Source organism: Rubripirellula tenax (assembly GCF_007860125.1).
GTDB classification, from domain to species: Bacteria; Planctomycetota; Planctomycetia; order Pirellulales; family Pirellulaceae; genus Rubripirellula; species Rubripirellula tenax.
Genome location: NZ_SJPW01000002.1, coordinates 827,505 through 845,667 on the forward strand (window position 1 = coordinate 827,505; position 18,163 = coordinate 845,667).

Consider the following 18,163-nt stretch of genomic DNA (forward strand, 5'->3'; position numbering starts at 1 on the left):
TATTGCGGGGCTCCTATCACCTGCGTGAAAAAGTTTGATTTCATGTCACGGATTTTTAGAAAAAAAACGCCGGACCTGAACATTTGTCCGCAGGTGAAACCCGGTGACGTGACCCAGATACTCAACCGGATTCAGGCAGGCGACCCGCAAGCCCAGTCCGAATTGTTCACCTTCGCTTTCGAAGAGCTTCACCGCGCTGCGTCTGCCTTGATGCATCGGGAACGGGCCAATCACACACTTCAACCCAGTGCTCTGATCAACGAAGCGGCACTGCGGTTGTTGGGTACCAGTGCGATCGAGTCGATACCCGATCGTGCCTATTTTTTCGCATCGATGGTTCGCGCGATGCGCCGCGTCCTGATTGACCATGCGCGATCGCGGAATGCGAGACGGCGCTCATCCGACCAACCCGTCATCTCGCTCGATCATGCGATTGAAGTGATGGAAAAGAATTCCGGTGTGGACTTGATCGCGTTAGACGAATCGCTGAACGCCCTTGCCGAAAAACGACCGCGCAGCAGTCAGGTCGTCGAACTGCGATTTTTCGGTGGGATGAGTCTGCCAGAGATCGCAGATCAGCTAACGATTTCATTGGCGACCGTGAACCGCGAATGGCGATATGCGCGCGCATGGCTGAACGACCACCTAGACGATGCGTGACCGACGATGACAACAAATCCTCTATCGGAAAACGGGCAATCGGATCAGGAGTTCGAAATTTTTTCGATCGCGTCCGAATTGCCGACCGACCGTCGCAGCGAGTACTTAGACGACGCCTGCGCGGGCGATCGTGACTTGCGGGCGAGAGTCGAACTGCTGCTAGAACGGGACATCGACGCCGATCAAATCGACTTTTTGCTTCCCACCGACCAAAACTTAAAGAATAAAATCGATAGCGCGGGATTGGGAGGCGCGGAAAGCGCCAGCCACCGATTGATCGGTCGCCACTTCGGCCCCTTTGCGATCCAGCGAGAAATCGGGCGAGGCGGAATGGGGTCGGTGTTTCTAGCGCATCGCACCGAGGGCCCCGAACAACAAGTCGCCATCAAAATCTTGCGCAGCGAAGTCGATCGAGACGAGATGATACGACGATTTCGTAACGAAGCACAGTTCGCTGCCGCGCTCGGCAACCATCCGGGGATCGCCAGCCTGATCGACGCCGGCATCACGGACGATGGGATCGCCTATCTGGTCACCGACTACGTCGACGGAATCCGCATTGACGATTTCTGTGACGAAAATCGATTAAGCATCGACCAACGCCTTGAATTGTTTCTTGCGGTTTGCGACGCAGTCCAGTTTGCTCACCGATCGGCCATCATTCATCGCGATTTGAAACCGAGCAACCTCTTGGTCACTGCCGATGCTCGGGTGCATTTGATTGATTTCGGGATTGCTAAATTGACCGACACGCTGCCGGATACTCCCAACGACGATACCCAAACGATGTTTCGCGTTCTGACACCTGCGTACGCAAGCCCCGAACAGGCGCGCGGCGAAACGCCGACAACGTCGACCGACGTTTATTCGCTGGGCGTGGTCCTGTATGGATTGCTGACCGGTCGTTCGCCGTACGAAGTCGACACGACCGATCCGGTCGGGTTGGTCCGATCCTTGGAACAGGTTCAGCCGATGCATCCCCATGTCGCTCTAAGCGTCGTTGCCGCAGGCGATGATGGTTCAACCGCAAACAAAATCTCGATCCAGCGGCGAACGACACCGACGCGACTGCGACGACAATTGGCGGGTGATCTTGGGACGATCGTGATGATGGCTTTACGAAAAGAGTCCACCCGTCGGTACGCGACTGTCGATCAATTCGCCGACGACATCCGCCGGTTGCTTTCGGGGCACACTGTCCGCGCTTGCAAGGATACCCTGCGTTATCGTGTCGGCAAGTTTGTACGTCGCAACCGACTCGCGGTCACGGTATCAACGATGTGCGTGCTGATGTTGATTGGCGGGATTGCGGGCACGAGCACCCAGTGGGCCCGTGCCGAAAACGAACGCATCCGCGCCGAACAGTTTGCCAGCGAAGCAATGCACGAAGCGGCGCGTGCGCGGACAGCAGAGCGAGCGTCGCTTGTCGCTTCGGCAGAATCAAAGCGGCAAGCAGAAAAAGCGAAACAGGTTTCCGATTTTCTAGTCGGCATGATCCAGCAGTCCGATGCCGTCGGCATCCTGGGATACCAGTTCGGTTCGCGGCCCAACCAATCCGACGATCCGACGCTACGCGACGTTCTCGGTCGCGGTGCGGCGATGATCGAAACGAAACTTCAGGACCAACCACTCGTCCGCGCCGCCCTGTCGACTGAAATCGCGAGAATTTATCTTGCGTTAGGCTCCGTCGATCAAGCCGAACCGCTCCTAAAACGCAGTCACACGGTCCAGCAAGTCGCGGGCGACAGTGTCGATCTGGCCGATACATTGGCAACCCTGGGTTTGACTCGATACATCCAAGGCCGTTACGACGAATCGAAGACTCGGTTGACCGAAGCGATTGAAATCAACAACCGAATTTTTGGCGAAAACGCACCCGAAACGGCCGACATCAAACTAGCACTCGGATTTGTCTCGCTCGAGAGCTGCAACGACGTCGAACAGTGGCAGGCTGCGGGCGAGATCCTCGAACAAGTTGTCAAAATCCGACGCTCCCAAACCCAACCGCCGCCGTATCAAATGGCCATGGCTTTGACTGGTCAAGCTATTTTTCAGCGCACCAAGGCGGAGTACGCCAAATCGCTGATTTCGTTAGCCGAAGCGGGCGGATACCTAGCCCTGGAACCAGGTGGCGGAGTTTATGCGGAAGCGTCCCTGCTGGCCGTCCAGGCGACCATCAATTGGCAAGCCGGCAACAACACAATCGCGATGCAGCAGACTCACGAAGTCATTGCGTTGACGAAGAAACTGCTTGGCGAAACGCACCCGATGGTGAACTACATCCAGGTGGATCAAGCCAAACGCATGTTCGCCGCTGGCGAACACGAGACCGCCGAAGCCTTGCTTCGCGAAGGCATCGAGTCGGCTCGAAAAGCATACGGCCGTCAGCCGAGAACGGCTTTCGCGATGGAAGCACTCGGGCTGCAATTGCTGGAACAGCCTGCCAAACGCGAAGAAGCAAAACGACTGCTCGTCGAAGCGAGTGAAATCATGACGGACACCGTTGGCGCCGAAAATATTCGGACCCAGGCCATGCTGCGAGTCGTCGGAAACGTGGCCCGATCACCGTAAGCGTGAAAGGAATAGCCGCACGCTAATCGTGACTCAACAACTTTGCGTAAGTCGTTTGCAGATACTCGATCGGGAAGACGCAAAACGGGTGCTCGCGGCTGGCCATCAGACGCTGCGCCGCCTGCGCTCGCTCGCTCTCGGCCAACTCGGATCGCAACTGACTGCGCAGCGGACCGAGTTGCTTGGAAAGTTCAGCGTTGATGGTCGCGACTTCGTCGTGCCACTGTTTTTTCGAATTCTGCTTTTTTGAACTCAGCTTCTTTTCCGCAGGCTCGGCCACCATCGCAATCAGTTCAGACTTGCGGGCCACCAATTTCTGGTCAAGTTCGACACGGTCACCGAATCGCTCGGGCTGAAAATCGAGATCGCGCAGTTGCCGGCGCAGGCTGCGTGTCTGTTGGCCGTGATCCGCCTGCGTTAAACCGGGCAACTGGATGGTCGCCGAGATGACCATGAACGGTAACGGCTCGACGTGAAAGAATTCGGCACAGATCTGATCGCCCAACTGGTCGTACTTGCCGCCGCCAATGCCGTGCAAGAACAGGTCGCTTAGCACCATCCGTGCGTACATCGTTGTCACCAGCGCACGCGGCCGTAGCTTAAAGTTTGGCGACACTAAATTCGCCAACTGCTCCGCCGCCAGCTTGGGATGGCGAACATCGATTCGCAACTCTCGCGGCCGCTGAGCAACTCGATCGCTGATGATCAAATGGTCGTCGGCCATCTTCACCCAAGCGGCTTTTCGCTCTGGCGAATCGTTTCCATATATCCACAGCGGCGCCTCGAACCAACCATCATGCTCGGCCAAGTTGGGAACCGGGTGAGCACTGCTGCGGATCCCGTGCGCGCCGCGATAACGATCGGCCGAGTCGTTGTAGCAGCCATGAAAACGGGGAAGCTCTGTCAGAATCGCCAGCACGAATTCCGCGTAAGCACTCGTCCGACAAACGACACCAAGCGGAAGCTCGAGAGTGCGCAAGCCCAACTCACCTTCGAGTCCATGACGCGCCTGCGCGAGCGCGCACCCCGCCACGCCGCATCGATCGATCGCCGAAAGTGCGTGCCGCCAAAGCTTGGTGACGGACGGTTCATCCACGACACCTCCAACCGCTTCCGTGACCGCTTTATCGAAGTGGTCGAAAAGATCGCGACTGCGAACCGTGGTCTGTTCATAGGGAACACCACCACCGGCTTCGTCGTACGGAACGACTTCATAGTGAGGCTGCCTGGAACCGGTCGGACCATGGGGACGAACGCTGGGGACACGAATCGAACTGCCCGAGGCAACGTCGTTATCAACCACCAAGTTCACACCAATGCCACCGACACGGCGGGCAATGTCATCGAGTGCAAAGTTCTTGAACCAAACGCCGGGATGAAAAAGGGACGGCTGATGCCCGGCCATCACGATCGGCCCGACTGATCCAGCGTCGACCCAGCTTGTGTCACGATAAGCCGACGTGTACCGAATCGCGTCTTCGATCAAGCTGGCCCGCGCCCGCGTTCTCAGCGAATCCCAAAACGGACCATGCGATGCCGATTTCGCGACATTGCTGCGAAGCAAATCTGCGGCATCCGACAACGGCGGCTCGATCAACGATGAACCGTTTTCGACGGGAGCTCGATATTGTCGATAGCTGTTCAAGGAAAAATCGTATCGGCGAGACGGTGATGCCGACGCAGAAGACGACGTGCGCGGCGAACAAACAAGTGGCGACTGAGAAACGACCATCAGACGCTCAGCGCGATATCACGGCCAGGGAAATCCCGGCCGTCCGCTGCGGCCACCGCAAACGCGCTGTCGAGCACTTGATGATAGTAACGCAAACGCGTCTCGGCATGATCCAGCGAGCCACCGAACGATCGCTCCAAGTCCAAGTAGATCAGCGGCACCGGAATCTCAATCACTCGCAAATCAGCCGCCGCCGCTTCGACCCATAATTGCAGCGGCATCGCATAACCCTCGTCCGTGATGTCCAGATGCTGTAATGCGGAAGTTCGATACGCCTTGAATCCGCAAAATGCATCGGTCAGGTCGAAGCCCAGTCGTTGGTTCAGTTCGCGAGTGATCCGCCGATTGATGAACAGTCGTTCTTCCGGTGGCGCGTCGTCCCCATCGTAAACTTTCAAATAGCGACTGCCCGAAACGATGTCCGCATCGGACGCCGCCGCGATGAATTCCGGGATCCGCTTGGGTTGATGTTGGCCGTCGCAATCGAGTGTGACGAGTCCCGCGTATCCCCGCGAGATCGCGAACTCGAACGCCGTGATCAGTGCCGCGCCATATCCGCGATTTTTGGGGTGATGAATCACGGTCACATCCGAGCGCCGGTCAAGTACGTCTGCGGTGCCGTCGTTGGATCCGTCATTGACGACCAGCACATCGGCCGCGTACCTCACCACCTCGTCCAAAACTCCGTCGACGTACCCGACTTCGTTGTAAACCGGCAGCGCCGCCAACCATCCCGTGGATCGGGACGCCATGGGGTCGGGGGCAACATTGCCAGCACGGTTGAGACCGTTGGATGGTGAGCCAGTCATCTTCTTCTGTCCTTACTGAAAGCGATCGCCAAAACGACATTCGAGCCGCTGGACTGTAGCGCTGAAGCAATCGTCATGCCAGCGATCTGATTTTAGAGACATTTAGATGATGGTCAATGTTTCGTCTCGGCCGCCATCGAAAGCGGGCGTCCCAATTGAAGAAAGATCCACCGGGTTTGCCAAAATGTCAGCCCAATGGCGAGATCGGGTCACATTCGTGACGACTAGCCCATGTCTCGAGATCGGGGAACTCCGCAGACAGTTGCTGGCTCAAAAACTCCATCGCAAACCGTTCGCTGCGATAGTGCCCCAATAGCACGAGCGAAATCCCCTGCGAGCGGGCTTCCAGGCAAGTGTGAAAGGTTGCCTCGCCTGTGATCAGGGCGTCACAACCTCGACGGGCCGCAGGCGCTAAGAAGCTCCCCCCGCTGCCGCATGCGATCGCAATCTTGCCGACTAGGTCGTCGGCCGAGCCGACAATGCGAGGTTTCGGTTCAGAATTGAGATGCCCGGCAACTTGGGCCGCCAATGACGCGAGCTGTCCAAGTTGGACCGGTTGCCCGAGTCGGCCCAGTCGCCCGGCGCCCAGGCAGGTGCCGAGTTGTTTCGGATCAGAGATCGCATCCGAGGGGACCAGTGCTTCGATCGAATGCAGTTCCAGCGATTCGGCCCAGCGTTGGTTGATGCCGCAGGCTGCGGAATCGAACGCAGTGTGGGCGCTGTAGACCGCAATCTTCGCGCCGACCAACCGCCAGAGCATTTTGCCCGTGACTGAATCGGTCGTAATTTTCGTCAGCGGTTTGAACGGCAGCGGGTGGTGCGTGACGATCAGATCAACGTTGGATTCGACAGCCTCTTCGACCACGTCGGGCGTGATTGTCAAGCAAGTCATCACTTTGGCGATGGAAGATCGACGATCGCCAAGCAATAGTCCGACGTTGTCCCAGTCCTCGGCCAACTTCAGCGGCGCCATGACAGACAAGGCTTCACAAATCCGAGCCAATCCAATGCCGCAAGAAAGATCATTGCCGCTCAAACTGATCGTCCTATTTCCTGAAACCTGTCACCTGAACGCCGATGCGACTCAGCCGTCACTCACTTTGGCGCGATCATACAGATCATTCGCCGGCCGTGTTGCTGGGGCGCTGTTTCGACCTTGCCAACTTCGCTGAGGGTTTCAATGACCATCTCCATGACCTTGCGGCCTTCTTCGATGTGAGCCATTTCGCGACCTCGGAACAAGACGCTGACCTGAACCTTGTCCTTGTGCTCAAGAAATTTCTCAGCTTGGCGGACTTTGGTTCGGATGTCTTCATCGCCGGTTTTGGGGCGCAGACGAATTTCTTTCGTCTTGGTGTGCGACTGACCGGTGTTCTTTTTCTTGTTTTTGTCGTACTTGTACTTGCCGTAATCCATGATTCGACAAACGGGCGGGCGCTCGCCAGGGGCTACTTCGACAAGATCCAGGCCCGCATCGCGAGCCCGTTGAAGAGCATCGTCAGTGGAAATGATCCCCAACTGCTCTCCTTCTTCGCTAACAACCCGGATGGGTGTAATGCGGATATTGTTGTTGATACGAACGCCGTCGCGATTCTCTGGTTGAGTGTTTTTTCGTGCCAATGCCACTAAAAGCTGTCTTCTCCGGCCGGTGGGCGTACCAGCACAAAAGGTAATGAATGTTCCGCCGTGTCAAAGCGACATGACGGGGGATAGGATCGCCAATTACTGTCAACCCCAACTCGAAGAGTATCCGACGTGCGGGTGGGGACCGTCAACAGCGAAACGGCAGAAAACGCAAGATTTACCGATTCCTCGTCCAATCGGCAAAATTCTCCTGGTCGGACCGTCTTGACGATTCGGATCGGCCATCCCAAACTACGCGACACATCGATGCTAGTGTGGATTCATCTCTTGACCGCCACGAGTCGATGTAGAACCCAGCAGGCGACAAAAACCGTCGCTCAAAAGCCGGACGATTAGCTCAGTTGGTTAGAGCGCCACGTTGACATCGTGGAGGTCACAGATTCGAGTTCTGTATCGTCCATCACCGAAAAGCCCGCAAAACCTAGCGTTTTGCGGGCTTTTTTCGTTATTGGCCGAGTCTGTTTCGACCATGCAATCGGTCGCCAAATGGTCAGGAATGGACCCTAAAGACCCCACTTGGCCTGCATTAGGTGCAACCACTGGTGCAACCGTTCGTGAGCTGATCTGACCGTCCTTTGGCCGCGCTTCGCCGGTTGAACCGCTTGCGACTGCTGGTTCGCTGGTCGTTTGCTCGTCTGCTATTGGTAGCGAGGGCAACGATTCGACCGCTTGGGCGGTGTCTAACAACCGGGCATCGGTGTAGGTGCCCATCGTTAGACTGATGTTGCTGTGCCGCATCGCGGCTTGTGCGACACGCGGGGCCACTCCCGCCAACGAAAGGTGTGTTCCGAAACTATGCCGCAACGCATGAACGTGGACGACTCGCTCGTCCACCGTCTTCTCGATGCCGGCGGCTTCCAAATCGCGATTAAGGATCCGCAGGATGCCAGACGGCACGTTGAACACTCGATCGGATCGATTGCGGCCATCGGTCCACTTCCGCAGGTCGGCGGCTAAGTCCAACCGCAACGCGATTTCGGACCCGGCTCGGTTCTTTTCGTTGCCGTGCTTCAACTTAATGCTGGGTACTTCCTTGAACTGCAAATCGCCAACCGTCAGCGTTCGCAATTCGTTCGCCCGCAGACCCGTCAGAACTAGCGTCTTATAGATCAACGCCCGTTCGCGTCCGAGCCGCTCAAGTTCCCGGCGTCGGTCATCGGACACCTTCGCCGACAACTCGCCTTTGTTCTTGCCCCGGTAAATCGTCCGAGCATGAATAAGCGGTCGTGCCTGAGCGGCTTCCAACAGCTTGACCAATTCGGCTTCGGTTAACGCCCGAGCCTCCCGCCGGCGTTCGGCTTGCTCATTCAGCCGTGTCATGCCCTCGAACGGGTTGGCGATTAGACGCTTCTCGCCATTGAAGTGTGTTTGCTTTCGACTTTGTCGTTTGCCGATACACCAATTCCCGAACACCAACCACGTTTCGCGATAGCCGTTGTACAGCGATGCCGACAGATCACGGTCGCCCTTGCGTTGTTCAGACAACCATTTTTCGAGCCGATCGACTGACAAATCTGACAGCGTTCGAAACCGGCAAGCGGCGGCCGTCTCGTAAAGTTTTGTTTCGTAATGCTTTACCCGATCGGCGTGTGTTCCTTTCTGCCGCTGGTATTCCAAGAACGCTTCGATGTGCTCGGCGATTGGTGTGCCAGCATGGTCGGCAATCCGGTCTTGATCGGGCGACAGGATTTTGGCTTTGACGTGTTCGGCCCGCGTCGTCAACTCATTGAGGACCGCCATCGCGGCTTGCTTGTCCCTGCACCCCGTTGCAACTTCTTGAACAAACCCTTCACCGTCGCGGTACTTGGCCGTCCACGTTGCCGCTTCGGTTCTGATCCGCAGCACACCGTCACGACCGGTCATCACTTCCGCTGATCGCTTCCTCCCTCGCCTTGCATTCTTTCCTTTGCGTCCCTCCCACTCGGCAAACTTTTTGCCGTCACGGATAACGATCGTGGCACCGCCAGGCAGCGGTCGCGTCACAGCTTTCTTTATCAGAGTCCCCATCGTATTTCATTACTCCACTTGCATTAGTTGAATTGGATTTCTAATTCGGCAACAGCTTGGTAGTGACGCGGGCTCTTGGCGGGCTGATCTAGCCGCCACCCTCGCATCATACCTGTTGCGCTCGTACGATCACGACCCAAAAATCGGTCGTGACAGTTCGTTTTCTGCGTGTCCGTCTCGGTCCGCAGGACCGAAAGAGACGGACGCTCTTATGGTCCCTTATGGGATGCCGGTCACAGCTGTGTCCGCGACAAATGACTCCCGGTGTCCAGTAACACCGGACATGGCCGTGTCCGCCTTCCGACGGACACGGCCTTAACTCCGATGCGCTACCTCGTCTCAGCCAAAGGCTTTGACATCGCGTAAACCCGATACACGGACGCCCCTTGGCTGAGGCCGCCACGACTGACCACTTCGACCAATCCCCGCTCGTCCAGTCGCTTGAGCACACGGCGAACCGTGCGATCACTGACGCCTGCACGATTGGCAATGTCTAATTGCCCCGACCGAGCCATCCCGTCTCTCGTATCGCGGTAGAGCACGAACCACACGGCGGCCTCCGATGAGCTCAGTGTCCTAAGCGAAACGTCGACGAAGGTGTTTAGGATCGTGAACCGATCCGCTGTCACAACATTTCGTTGCCTTGAAGTTGGTCGCGTCATGAATCCCTCCAGAGCCCGCGAACAGGACCGCGACGGGGGCCAGACGCCACAAAACTATCAACCGGCTGAGGCCAAAATGACTGCCGTGACCGGTTGAACGCCAGCTCAATGTCGGTGGGCTTTCCATACCGTGACTTCAAATGCCGAAGTGTGACGCCGATCTCCAATGCACCCGACTCGTCATCCTCCGTTGGCACAATCAGGTAGGCGTCATCGGCACCGTACTCCAGTTCGGACGACTCACGAAACGAAGCAAGCGACAAGCCATCACCGGCATAGCTGGATCGGCCTCTAGCGTCCTTCGTTCTGCCAACGGCCGCCACGGCGACAACACAGTAGCCGGCCGCTGCAAAGTGTCGAATCGAATCCATGGTTGCATCCACCGAACCTCGTTTGTCATCGTGACTTCCGACCGGACGAATCCGCTGGATATAGTCAAGAACAATCAATTCGGCACTGATTGAGTCGGCTGCCGCTGCGACATTGTCGATCGTCATCGGTGATTGAACAAAAACTAACCGATCGGCCACGCCGCTCAGTAACCCCAGAGCTGGTTCCAGCTGGCCTTTCTGGACCGCGTCCAACGTCCGGCGTTGAATGCCATCCAGCGGTAGATCGCTAAGACGGCTGAGCTGCCGTTCCAGCAATCGTTCCGGTGGCATTTCGACGTTGGCGATGCAGGCAGAGAGTGACGGCGCATTCACCAGTGCGGTAACCACACACTGCATCACAAACGCCGTTTTCCCCATACCAGGTGAGCCACCAAGCAGCGTTACCGTACCGGGACAAAGACGAAATCCATTCGCCCCCATCCCAACATCGAAGAAACGTGGTGGTTCACCGTGAAGGACATCGTCTTTCCAGTCATTAAACAACTGTTCGCAAAGAATGTAGTTGCCAGCACTCACTGGGCACCGCCTTTCGTCAGGCCACTATCGATAGTTCGGCGGGTCTCGCTCGGTGTGAGCCCGATGTCCCTCGCAATATCTGTTAGCAGTGCGTGAGCTAGCTGCGGCGGGCAGCCAAATTCAGCCAAGTTTGCAGCTGCTGAAAACAACCTTCTCTGTCGCTCGCCTTCCGCTACGCCATCGCGAATAAACTCCAAAGTGGATCGATTAAGAGCCGTGCGGTCAGCGTCCCAGGTCTTCACCGACGCCGCGGCTACCGTTGTTATCTCGCACGCATCTCGCCAGTCCTCCATCGCTTGCTCGTTGTTGGCAGGAGGGTCTGGAATTTCGAACTCCAGCGGATTTGCCGCTCTTTCTACGATTCCAGCTGCCTGCACGTTAAATAACTCAGGCAAAGCCACTAGCCGCTTGTACCGGCCAGTCTTGCCATGTCGGCTATTCGGCGCCCGCAGTGGTTGGACTTTGCCGTAGATGGACGAGTCAATCGAACACGTCGCCATACCGGCCAGCTTTTCGGCCAAGTTCCGAACCGAAGCGTTGAATGTGACCGCTGGCATCGGATTAAAAAGCGATGTTGGCAAGCCAACGTGAAAGCCTTTTGAACCCGAGAAAAACACCAGCAACTCCGAATCATCGAACTCGTATCGGTCGACCAGCAAGGACGCCAATCTAAAAGCGTCATTCTTCGCCGCGTTGATATCGTCCGCTCGATCGATGTCGAACCAAACGAACCGCGACCAGCACGGGCCATCGAATCCGCGAACATCGAGCCGTCCGGCTCCATTATTCGCTCGTTCACGAATCGCGTCGTCGTACTGGAAGGATGATAGGAATGCTTCGCGATCTATTTTTGCAGTGTCATCGCAGTCGGCGTATGCCGCGAACGCTAGGTCGTAATCGACCAACTTGCGTTCGCGGTCACACGGACCGACGATGCGATAACCCAGGGGCATCGCAACGTTAATCATTTGCCGGCCTTCCCTTCACCCATTTTCTTAGCCGCGGCGTGTAACCGCTCCATATGGGTTGGACCAGTCGCTGCGGGTATCTCCACCCCTCCAACAAACGACTTAAGCGATCGTGACAAAACTTTCTTCTCGCCAGGCTTTGGCGTTCCGGCAACAATCGTGTCAGGGTCCGATGGTGTCGCGTCACCAGACGGACTCGGTCCTGGTTTCGGTGCAAAAGGATCGGGTTCGGGCTCCGTTCGGCCAATTACGTTGAACCACTTCACTTCGTTGGATTCGTAGCCACCGTCGCTCACCTTGAGGACTAGAGACACGTTGCATCGAAAAACGACTGGCAGTGGGTCGTCGAGCTGTTTAAGTTCGGCGATGTTGAGTTTTTCGAGCTGGCGCTTCGTCATCGGCATTGCCTTATCGGTGATCCAAAGGCTGTGCCAAAACCTATCACCCTTGTGTTTGCCTTCGACAACCTCGAATGTCAAGCGGAAGCCCGGGGTCGCGTTCGACGATTCAAACGCTTCCCCTTGAACGATTTCCGCAACGTACTCGCCACTTGGCAAACGTCCATCGTTGTGGCGTGTCGCCGCCCAAACTTTCGCAACGTCGGTCGCTTGGTTTTTCTCTCGCAGGATCTCGCTTAATTTTTTAACCATCTTGATGCTCACAAAACATTTGTTGAATTGAATTTCGTCCCGGCCGGTGGCAGTTACCGCCGTGTTGGACTTTTGCGTAAGCTGCTGGTACTGCAGCGATCGCATGACTGGAAAATCCGCATGATCTTGCGGACTCCGTAGCACGCTCACTGGCGTCGGCTCCGCGACGCTTTGCGTACTGGTTGGCAGCCGTTTCGCAACCACTCGGCGAACACTTCGCTGGGCATTCGGGAAAGCCGGCCCAGCTTCACAAACGGCGGAATTTTTCCCACATCCGCCATCCGGCGTATGTGCTTGGGCGAACAGCCCAGTTCACGTGCAACGTCATCGACGCTCATCATCGCGGGCACAGTTCTGTCGCCGGAGGGCGTGCTTCGCTTCTGTTGGCTCATGAAAACTCCCGTTCAGGAAACTTCGTTCAAACACCATGTCTGACGTTTCGAAATTTGACCTGACGAACGGGAGGAAAAGCGAAAAAGAGAATTGATTCCGAAAGTCGACGTTACGAATTGACGTAAACTCCAAGAGGCACCCGAACAATTTTTTTTTTCAGTTTTCTACTTGGAGGAATTAGCTCGAACTATTTTCCTCCGAAGAATCGGACGATTCTTCCAAGTTTTTGCGTGTCGAATTACTTTCGACACGCTTGCGAATCCTGTCGATAACTTTCGAAGAACACTCAATACCGGCCGCCGCCAACTCCGACGCCAGCAACTTGTTGATCTCTTTTGGTTTCCTTCCAGCTTCACGCAAGTACATGATCTGCTTCTCAATGCCGGTAAGTACCTTCACCCGGGGCCTGCCACGTTTTTTCGCTGAGCGACTATCGGATTTCGGCGAAAGTATTTTAGTGATAGACTCTCGTTTTTCGTCACTCAGATTCGCCGACTCTGATGCTGCCTTTTCGCTTTGTCGTTCGAGCTCTACTCTCGTTTTTGAGAGCCCCAATGCAACTATGCAAGCACCGACCAAGTCGTAAACGACGACCTCGTGGGTCAACAGCATCGGCGGGTCGCTGGACAGGTCGTCCGGGTATCGGTCTTGCGGATTTGCAACAGTTTCAAATTCAAAGATCAACCCATCGACTTCCGATTTCACTATGTCATCGTTCTGCATACGCCGCTTGATGCACTTGAAATTTTCAGCGGGGACTGGGGCCTTGTGGCGTACTGTATTTCCCTTGGGTATGTCGTCAAAGTTCAACTTGCCGCCGAATTCAGGAACAATTTCCGGCGGTTTGATCAACCGGGAATACCGAGTAAACGGCAGTAGTGATGCATCGTCTGGTTTAATTTTTACGATGTCCTCTTCGTGGATGTCATGCCCGTACCGTTGAAGTACCGACAACACTTCAGTTGCTCCTTCGGTACCGATACAGACGATCCAGTTACCGTCACCGCGAAAAGTTTTAAGGCATTGGCAGTTGGGAATCTCATCGTCATTCGTTTTCAAGCGATAGCGGCAGTAATCAAGACATGCAGCCACGCAATATTCGCAGATGTAGACTCCATATTCACTCGCCTCGCCGGTCGCATTCTCAATAGCGAGAATGACAAACCCGATCTTTTGACCGGCCTCACGTTCGATTGCCACGAGTTCCTGGCACATTTCATCGATTGACATTTCTAAGGCTGGCTTCGGGGTGGTGGTGCAGCGAGGGACCTTCGTTGATAGCCACCCCAAGTTGCGTTTTCAACCCGTCAAGGTCTTACGACGGACTGACCGCCCACCGCGAACAGGACGCCAACGATTTCAGAGGGCACTTTGGTGACCGCACAGGCTGGCGGTAGTGGACCGTTCGGCCGACAGCCTCCGCAGGCCATTTGAGTGAACTCAGCCCCCCGGCAACGCAGTTGCCAAAGTTGCCCGAAAACCAAAACAGAATCGCCGCAATAGCGGTAACTCGATCTTCAACCTTGCAACTTCGAATCTCGTGGCGGAACTGTACGACTAGCAACCCACTCGGCCGTCGGCGGTCCCACGCAGCCCTTTACGCCATGGGTTATCTGGCGTATTCCTGGCTTCCCCGGTCACGGTTGACTGAAATTTCGAATTTTTTCGATCGCCAGATTGAGCCGCCGATTCGCTACCACCCGTCTGCGTCGTATTAGCCGGTTGGGGGCTTTGCTAGACTTGCGGCCACGGCGTTTGGGGCCGTAAATGCGTGTTTTGATGTTAAGCGGCACCGAATCGTCGAGGACTGGTACCGCGACCAGGTCAAGTCAGCGGCCGAACCGTTGATGACGAAATGGGAACGCGTCATCGGTGTCGAAGTCGCGGGGATGTATGTTCGCCGAATGAAAACCCGCTGGGGCAGTTGCAACTCCAACGCAAAAACGATCCGGCTGAACACCGACTTGGCCAAGAAACCGCCCGAGTGCCTGGAGTACATCATGGTCCACGAGATGGTTCACATCCTAGAACCGACGCACAACGAACGATTCCAAAACTGGATGCACCAGTTCATGCCCGACTGGCCCCACCGCCGCCAACTACTCAATCGGCTACCAGTGCGGCACGAGGATTGGGAATACTAGATCCGTGATCGAATCAAGCATTGTGCATGCCGGCCGCACCGATCCGGTTCGATGATTGGTTGAAATCTAACCCGAAACCGACTGTCATTTCCCCGAAACGATTGCGAAGAAGTATCCCATGAGCGAAGACGACGTGATAACGCACCTAAAACGACTGGAAGAAAAAATCGACATCGGGTTTGCACAAATCATCGACCGCATCGAGGCAATTGAACGTCGTCGAAATCCGACAGGGGAGACAAGGGCACAGTTGGTAAGGACCGTCAGGGACTTTTACAGAAGCTACAACTGCCCATGCTGCGAGGAAGTCGCCATCCTCGATGACCGTGGCAGCCCGCTGTCGATCGCCCAATACGATCATTGGTATTCGAAATCAAAAAGTCGGCCAACCGAGATGTGGGTCGTCTGCCAAACCTGTAATTTGAAGCTCGAATCGGACTCCGATTTTAAACATCGCTCGCAAACTCGTTTTGCATCATTCCAAGTCCGCCGGGACCAACTGATGCAGCCATTGCTGAAGTGAAAGGCTCGAAGCGTACTTCGGCAGCACCTCGCAAGTTAACCGACTGCACCGGTACCAAGTTTGGGCATGAGGTGTCACGCACTTCATTGAGCTACACGCGACAGGCCGGATCGTTTGACTTGGTGGCCGTCCAGTAATGGATCGAACCCATGCAGTCGCATGGTCATCTGAGCAGCATCGCAGGCACTTCGGTTGAGGTGGTGTTCGGCCGCGGTGGTGGCATGATCATCGCCTAACTCAGAACCGTGCCTGGGCTTGTGCATCGCTTGCACGAACTTAGCCCAGCCTTCACACATTTTGCGGTCCGGGCAATTTGCTGTTCAATCGGGACATGACTTTTTGCGTCACCGCAGTGTTGCTGCGGCGACCTGACCCGACTCTGACTTGAAAGCAACGATATGAATACGAGCCTCAACGATATTGACCTGCAAGCCTTCGGCGAGATGATCGAAATGCAGGGACTAAGCCACCGATCCAAAATGCGGATAATGGATTCCGATGAGCGGTTGGTCGACTATCTGAACAAATGCAACCAGCAAGGCGTTCGATCCTCAAAACGGTTCCCGACACTGACGCGACTGGCTGATTTTTGCAGTTGCTACCCGTCAACGATCAACCGAATTGCGTCCGGCGATACCTTGAATCCGAGTCGTCGCACCATCAGTCTGCTAAACGTGTTCGCTGGCATCTGTCCCTACGTCGCGTTGAATGACGACTACTACGATGAACTGAATTATCGCATCAAAGACGCGAACAAGTGGATGGCCGCAACCAGTCCATCTGACAACGCGGATCTGATGACGTCGCTAAAGCGGGGCATCTCAACTCGTGCTAACCGAAGAGCGAGAGCCAGAAGGGCAAAGCGTTCGCAGGTCGCCTGATCAGGCAGCCGTGCCTACGTCGTAACACGCCGGTGCCTGCCGCGACGGTAGGCACCGGCAAGAACGAGAGGCCGGGCGTCACGATACCGGCGACTTCACCACCGTCGCCGGTTGGCACCCAAGTTTTTGATCCGTCGTAACAATTTTTCGATCGGAAATCGTCAAAAGGAATTACCCGCCTCCGTCCCCTGCAACGGGGGAGAGGCAAAAGATGTGTAGTCAAAAGGATGTGGGAAAGGGGGTGATTCCCATGCTTTTTCCCGACCTATTGCAAATCCCGTTTTGGCACCTGTTCGGAATCTCAGCAGAGGTGCCAACCAACGCGGCCCCGAAAACACGGTGTTTTAGCAACTTATTGCATCGCCATGTTTCCAAAAATGGCCTTCTGAACGCCAAAAGGGGCCAAAACTGGTGCCCAAACGTTTGCCACCTTAAAAATCGAGAAGCGTGGTCAAAGAATTCGAAATGCATCTACTGGGCACCCGAATTAACGGCATGGTGCGAAGCCAGTTTCGACACCCAATCAATGAGCTTTGCGGGTGCCGAGCGGGTGCGGTTTCAAACCACGTGCCTGGGCTTTTGCATCCCACGCAATGGGCCAGCAACGCTTCATTGATCGTCAATGCAGTCCTGATCAGTGTGGCCCGCGACAATTGCCACCGACAATCGAAGCTTGTTGGATCCGGTGTAGGTTCTTCCCAAACCGATGCCATCGAAACTCGCGATGGCAAATCAACTGCTTGACCAGTGTCGACTGACAACAGCTTCGCAAAGCCGACGGCGTTTCGATGCCGCCATCTGGATGGCGTAAAGCAAACCTGTGAAGGATTCGCGATCGCACTCAAAATTTCTGCCCGTTCGACACAGCAGGCTGTTGGACGAGTCAGCCGGCCTCGTAGGCGATCCGGCCTTCCTGGTAACTTTTCCCCGCGGGCTGCCGGCCGGTTGCCTCCGACAGTCGATCCAGCGGGCTAACGATCCGCACGCCCGGCCGGNTCATCACGTGGGTGTAAATCATCGTCGTCTTGACGTCGCTGTGCCCGAGCAGCTCCTGCACCGTTCGGATGTCGGTCCCCGACCAAAGCAAGTGTGTCGCAAAACAGTGCCTGAACGTGTGGCTTGTCACATGCTTATCGATTTCCGCCGAATCAACCGCCACTTTCAAATGTCGCGGAAATGTTTCGTAATGAATGTGGTGCCGATGGCGATCGCCGGTGCGAGGGTCCCGCGACAATCGGTGCGAAGCAAACAAGTACTGCCAGCGGAACTCGCGATGAGCCGACGGATACTTGCGATGTAAAGCGTGCGGCAACCACACCGACGCCGTACCATTGGCTAAGTCATGTTCGTGAAGAGCCCGGCGGGACTCGACGAATCGCTGCAACGGCTCCACCAACTCAGCCGGCAGCGGCACCAGACGACTTTTATCACCCTTCGCACCATGAATTTCGATCAGGTGATTGTCGAAGTCGATGTCCTTCACTCGCAAACGGATTGCCTCACTGATCCGCATTCCACATCCATACAACAACTGGGCGATCGTCAGATGAACTCCCTCGAGTCCCTCGAAAACGGACGCCACCTCGCGAGTGCTCATCACCGTCGGCACCT

The 18,163-nt window shown here is 55.8% G+C and carries 17 protein-coding genes, 1 tRNA gene and 1 pseudogene; 7 read left to right on the forward strand and 12 right to left on the reverse strand.

All coding sequences use genetic code 11. The features are described 5' to 3' along the window. The first annotated feature begins 42 nt into the window (after positions 1-42). Both Poly51_RS08840 and Poly51_RS08845 read left to right on the forward strand, forming a co-directional pair. Positions 43-660, forward strand: coding sequence for an ECF-type sigma factor (locus Poly51_RS08840; RefSeq protein ID WP_146456394.1), 618 nt, complete (start codon positions 43-45; stop codon positions 658-660). Positions 661-666: 6 nt separating this feature from the next. Beyond that, entirely contained in the window at positions 667-3,231 is a 2,565-nt protein-coding gene (locus Poly51_RS08845; protein ID WP_146456396.1) for a serine/threonine-protein kinase, read from the forward strand. Positions 3,232-3,253: 22 nt separating this feature from the next. Here Poly51_RS08845 and Poly51_RS08850 read toward each other — a convergent pair whose 3' ends face one another. The 4 genes from Poly51_RS08850 to infC all read right to left on the reverse strand — a co-directional run bounded on the left by Poly51_RS08850 (position 3,254) and on the right by infC (position 7,398). Beyond that, a complete protein-coding gene (locus Poly51_RS08850; RefSeq protein ID WP_146456398.1) occupies positions 3,254-4,876 on the reverse strand; it encodes a hypothetical protein in 1,623 nt (540 codons plus the stop codon). 86 nt (positions 4,877-4,962) lie between these two features. Continuing rightward, positions 4,963-5,715, reverse strand: coding sequence for a glycosyltransferase family 2 protein (locus Poly51_RS08855; protein ID WP_146457284.1), 753 nt, complete (start codon positions 5,713-5,715; stop codon positions 4,963-4,965). Between the two features lie 244 nt (positions 5,716-5,959). Continuing rightward, positions 5,960-6,808, reverse strand: coding sequence for a Nif3-like dinuclear metal center hexameric protein (locus Poly51_RS08860; protein WP_315853660.1), 849 nt, complete (start codon positions 6,806-6,808; stop codon positions 5,960-5,962). A 59-nt stretch (positions 6,809-6,867) separates the two neighbouring features. Continuing rightward, positions 6,868-7,398, reverse strand: coding sequence for a translation initiation factor IF-3 (gene infC, locus Poly51_RS08865; protein ID WP_146456400.1), 531 nt, complete (start codon positions 7,396-7,398; stop codon positions 6,868-6,870). 344 nt (positions 7,399-7,742) lie between these two features. Between infC and Poly51_RS08870 the strand changes: the two genes are divergently transcribed. Further along, a tRNA-Val gene (locus Poly51_RS08870) sits at positions 7,743-7,816 on the forward strand. 350 nt (positions 7,817-8,166) lie between these two features. Here the strand turns inward: Poly51_RS08870 and Poly51_RS31670 are convergent. Beyond that, positions 8,167-9,156 (reverse strand): annotated as a pseudogene (locus Poly51_RS31670) (tyrosine-type recombinase/integrase); the annotation flags it as partial. Between Poly51_RS31670 and Poly51_RS31220 the strand changes: the two are divergent. Then, a complete protein-coding gene (locus Poly51_RS31220) occupies positions 9,070-9,291 on the forward strand; it encodes a hypothetical protein (RefSeq protein ID WP_246114363.1) in 222 nt (73 codons plus the stop codon). The pseudogene Poly51_RS31670 and the gene Poly51_RS31220 sit on opposite strands and share 87 nt — an antisense overlap. A gap of 461 nt (positions 9,292-9,752) precedes the next feature. Here Poly51_RS31220 and Poly51_RS08880 read toward each other — a convergent pair whose 3' ends face one another. The 6 genes from Poly51_RS08880 to Poly51_RS08905 all read right to left on the reverse strand — a co-directional run bounded on the left by Poly51_RS08880 (position 9,753) and on the right by Poly51_RS08905 (position 14,234). Then, positions 9,753-10,085 (reverse strand): HTH domain-containing protein, encoded by a 333-nt coding sequence (locus Poly51_RS08880; RefSeq protein WP_146456402.1) that lies wholly within the window; start codon positions 10,083-10,085, stop codon positions 9,753-9,755. Further along, entirely contained in the window at positions 10,082-10,993 is a 912-nt protein-coding gene (locus Poly51_RS08885) for a DnaB-like helicase C-terminal domain-containing protein (RefSeq protein WP_246114364.1), read from the reverse strand. Before Poly51_RS08885 ends, Poly51_RS08880 begins: the two co-directional genes overlap by 4 nt. Then, a complete protein-coding gene (locus tag Poly51_RS08890) occupies positions 10,990-11,961 on the reverse strand; it encodes a DNA primase (protein ID WP_246114365.1) in 972 nt (323 codons plus the stop codon). Before Poly51_RS08890 ends, Poly51_RS08885 begins: the two co-directional genes overlap by 4 nt. Beyond that, positions 11,958-12,611, reverse strand: a complete 654-nt coding sequence (locus Poly51_RS08895) for a DUF669 domain-containing protein (protein WP_146456405.1) — start codon at positions 12,609-12,611, stop codon at positions 11,958-11,960. The genes Poly51_RS08890 and Poly51_RS08895 overlap by 4 nt, the downstream gene beginning before the upstream one ends. Positions 12,612-12,757: 146 nt before the next feature. Continuing rightward, positions 12,758-13,003, reverse strand: a complete 246-nt coding sequence (locus Poly51_RS08900; protein WP_146456419.1) for a helix-turn-helix domain-containing protein — start codon at positions 13,001-13,003, stop codon at positions 12,758-12,760. A gap of 178 nt (positions 13,004-13,181) precedes the next feature. Continuing rightward, positions 13,182-14,234, reverse strand: a complete 1,053-nt coding sequence (locus tag Poly51_RS08905) for a hypothetical protein (protein ID WP_146456421.1) — start codon at positions 14,232-14,234, stop codon at positions 13,182-13,184. 566 nt (positions 14,235-14,800) lie between these two features. Here Poly51_RS08905 and Poly51_RS08910 point away from each other — a divergent pair. From Poly51_RS08910 to Poly51_RS08915, 3 genes are all read left to right on the forward strand, one after another. After that, entirely contained in the window at positions 14,801-15,148 is a 348-nt protein-coding gene (locus Poly51_RS08910) for a M48 family metallopeptidase (protein WP_146456423.1), read from the forward strand. A 118-nt stretch (positions 15,149-15,266) separates the two neighbouring features. Then, a complete protein-coding gene (locus Poly51_RS30360) occupies positions 15,267-15,671 on the forward strand; it encodes a hypothetical protein (protein ID WP_186775431.1) in 405 nt (134 codons plus the stop codon). A 398-nt stretch (positions 15,672-16,069) separates the two neighbouring features. Next, positions 16,070-16,552, forward strand: coding sequence for a hypothetical protein (locus tag Poly51_RS08915; protein ID WP_146456425.1), 483 nt, complete (start codon positions 16,070-16,072; stop codon positions 16,550-16,552). An 883-nt stretch (positions 16,553-17,435) separates the two neighbouring features. Here the strand turns inward: Poly51_RS08915 and Poly51_RS08920 are convergent. Continuing rightward, positions 17,436-18,149, reverse strand: coding sequence for an integron integrase (locus Poly51_RS08920; protein WP_146456427.1), 714 nt, complete (start codon positions 18,147-18,149; stop codon positions 17,436-17,438). Positions 18,150-18,163 lie beyond the last annotated feature (14 nt).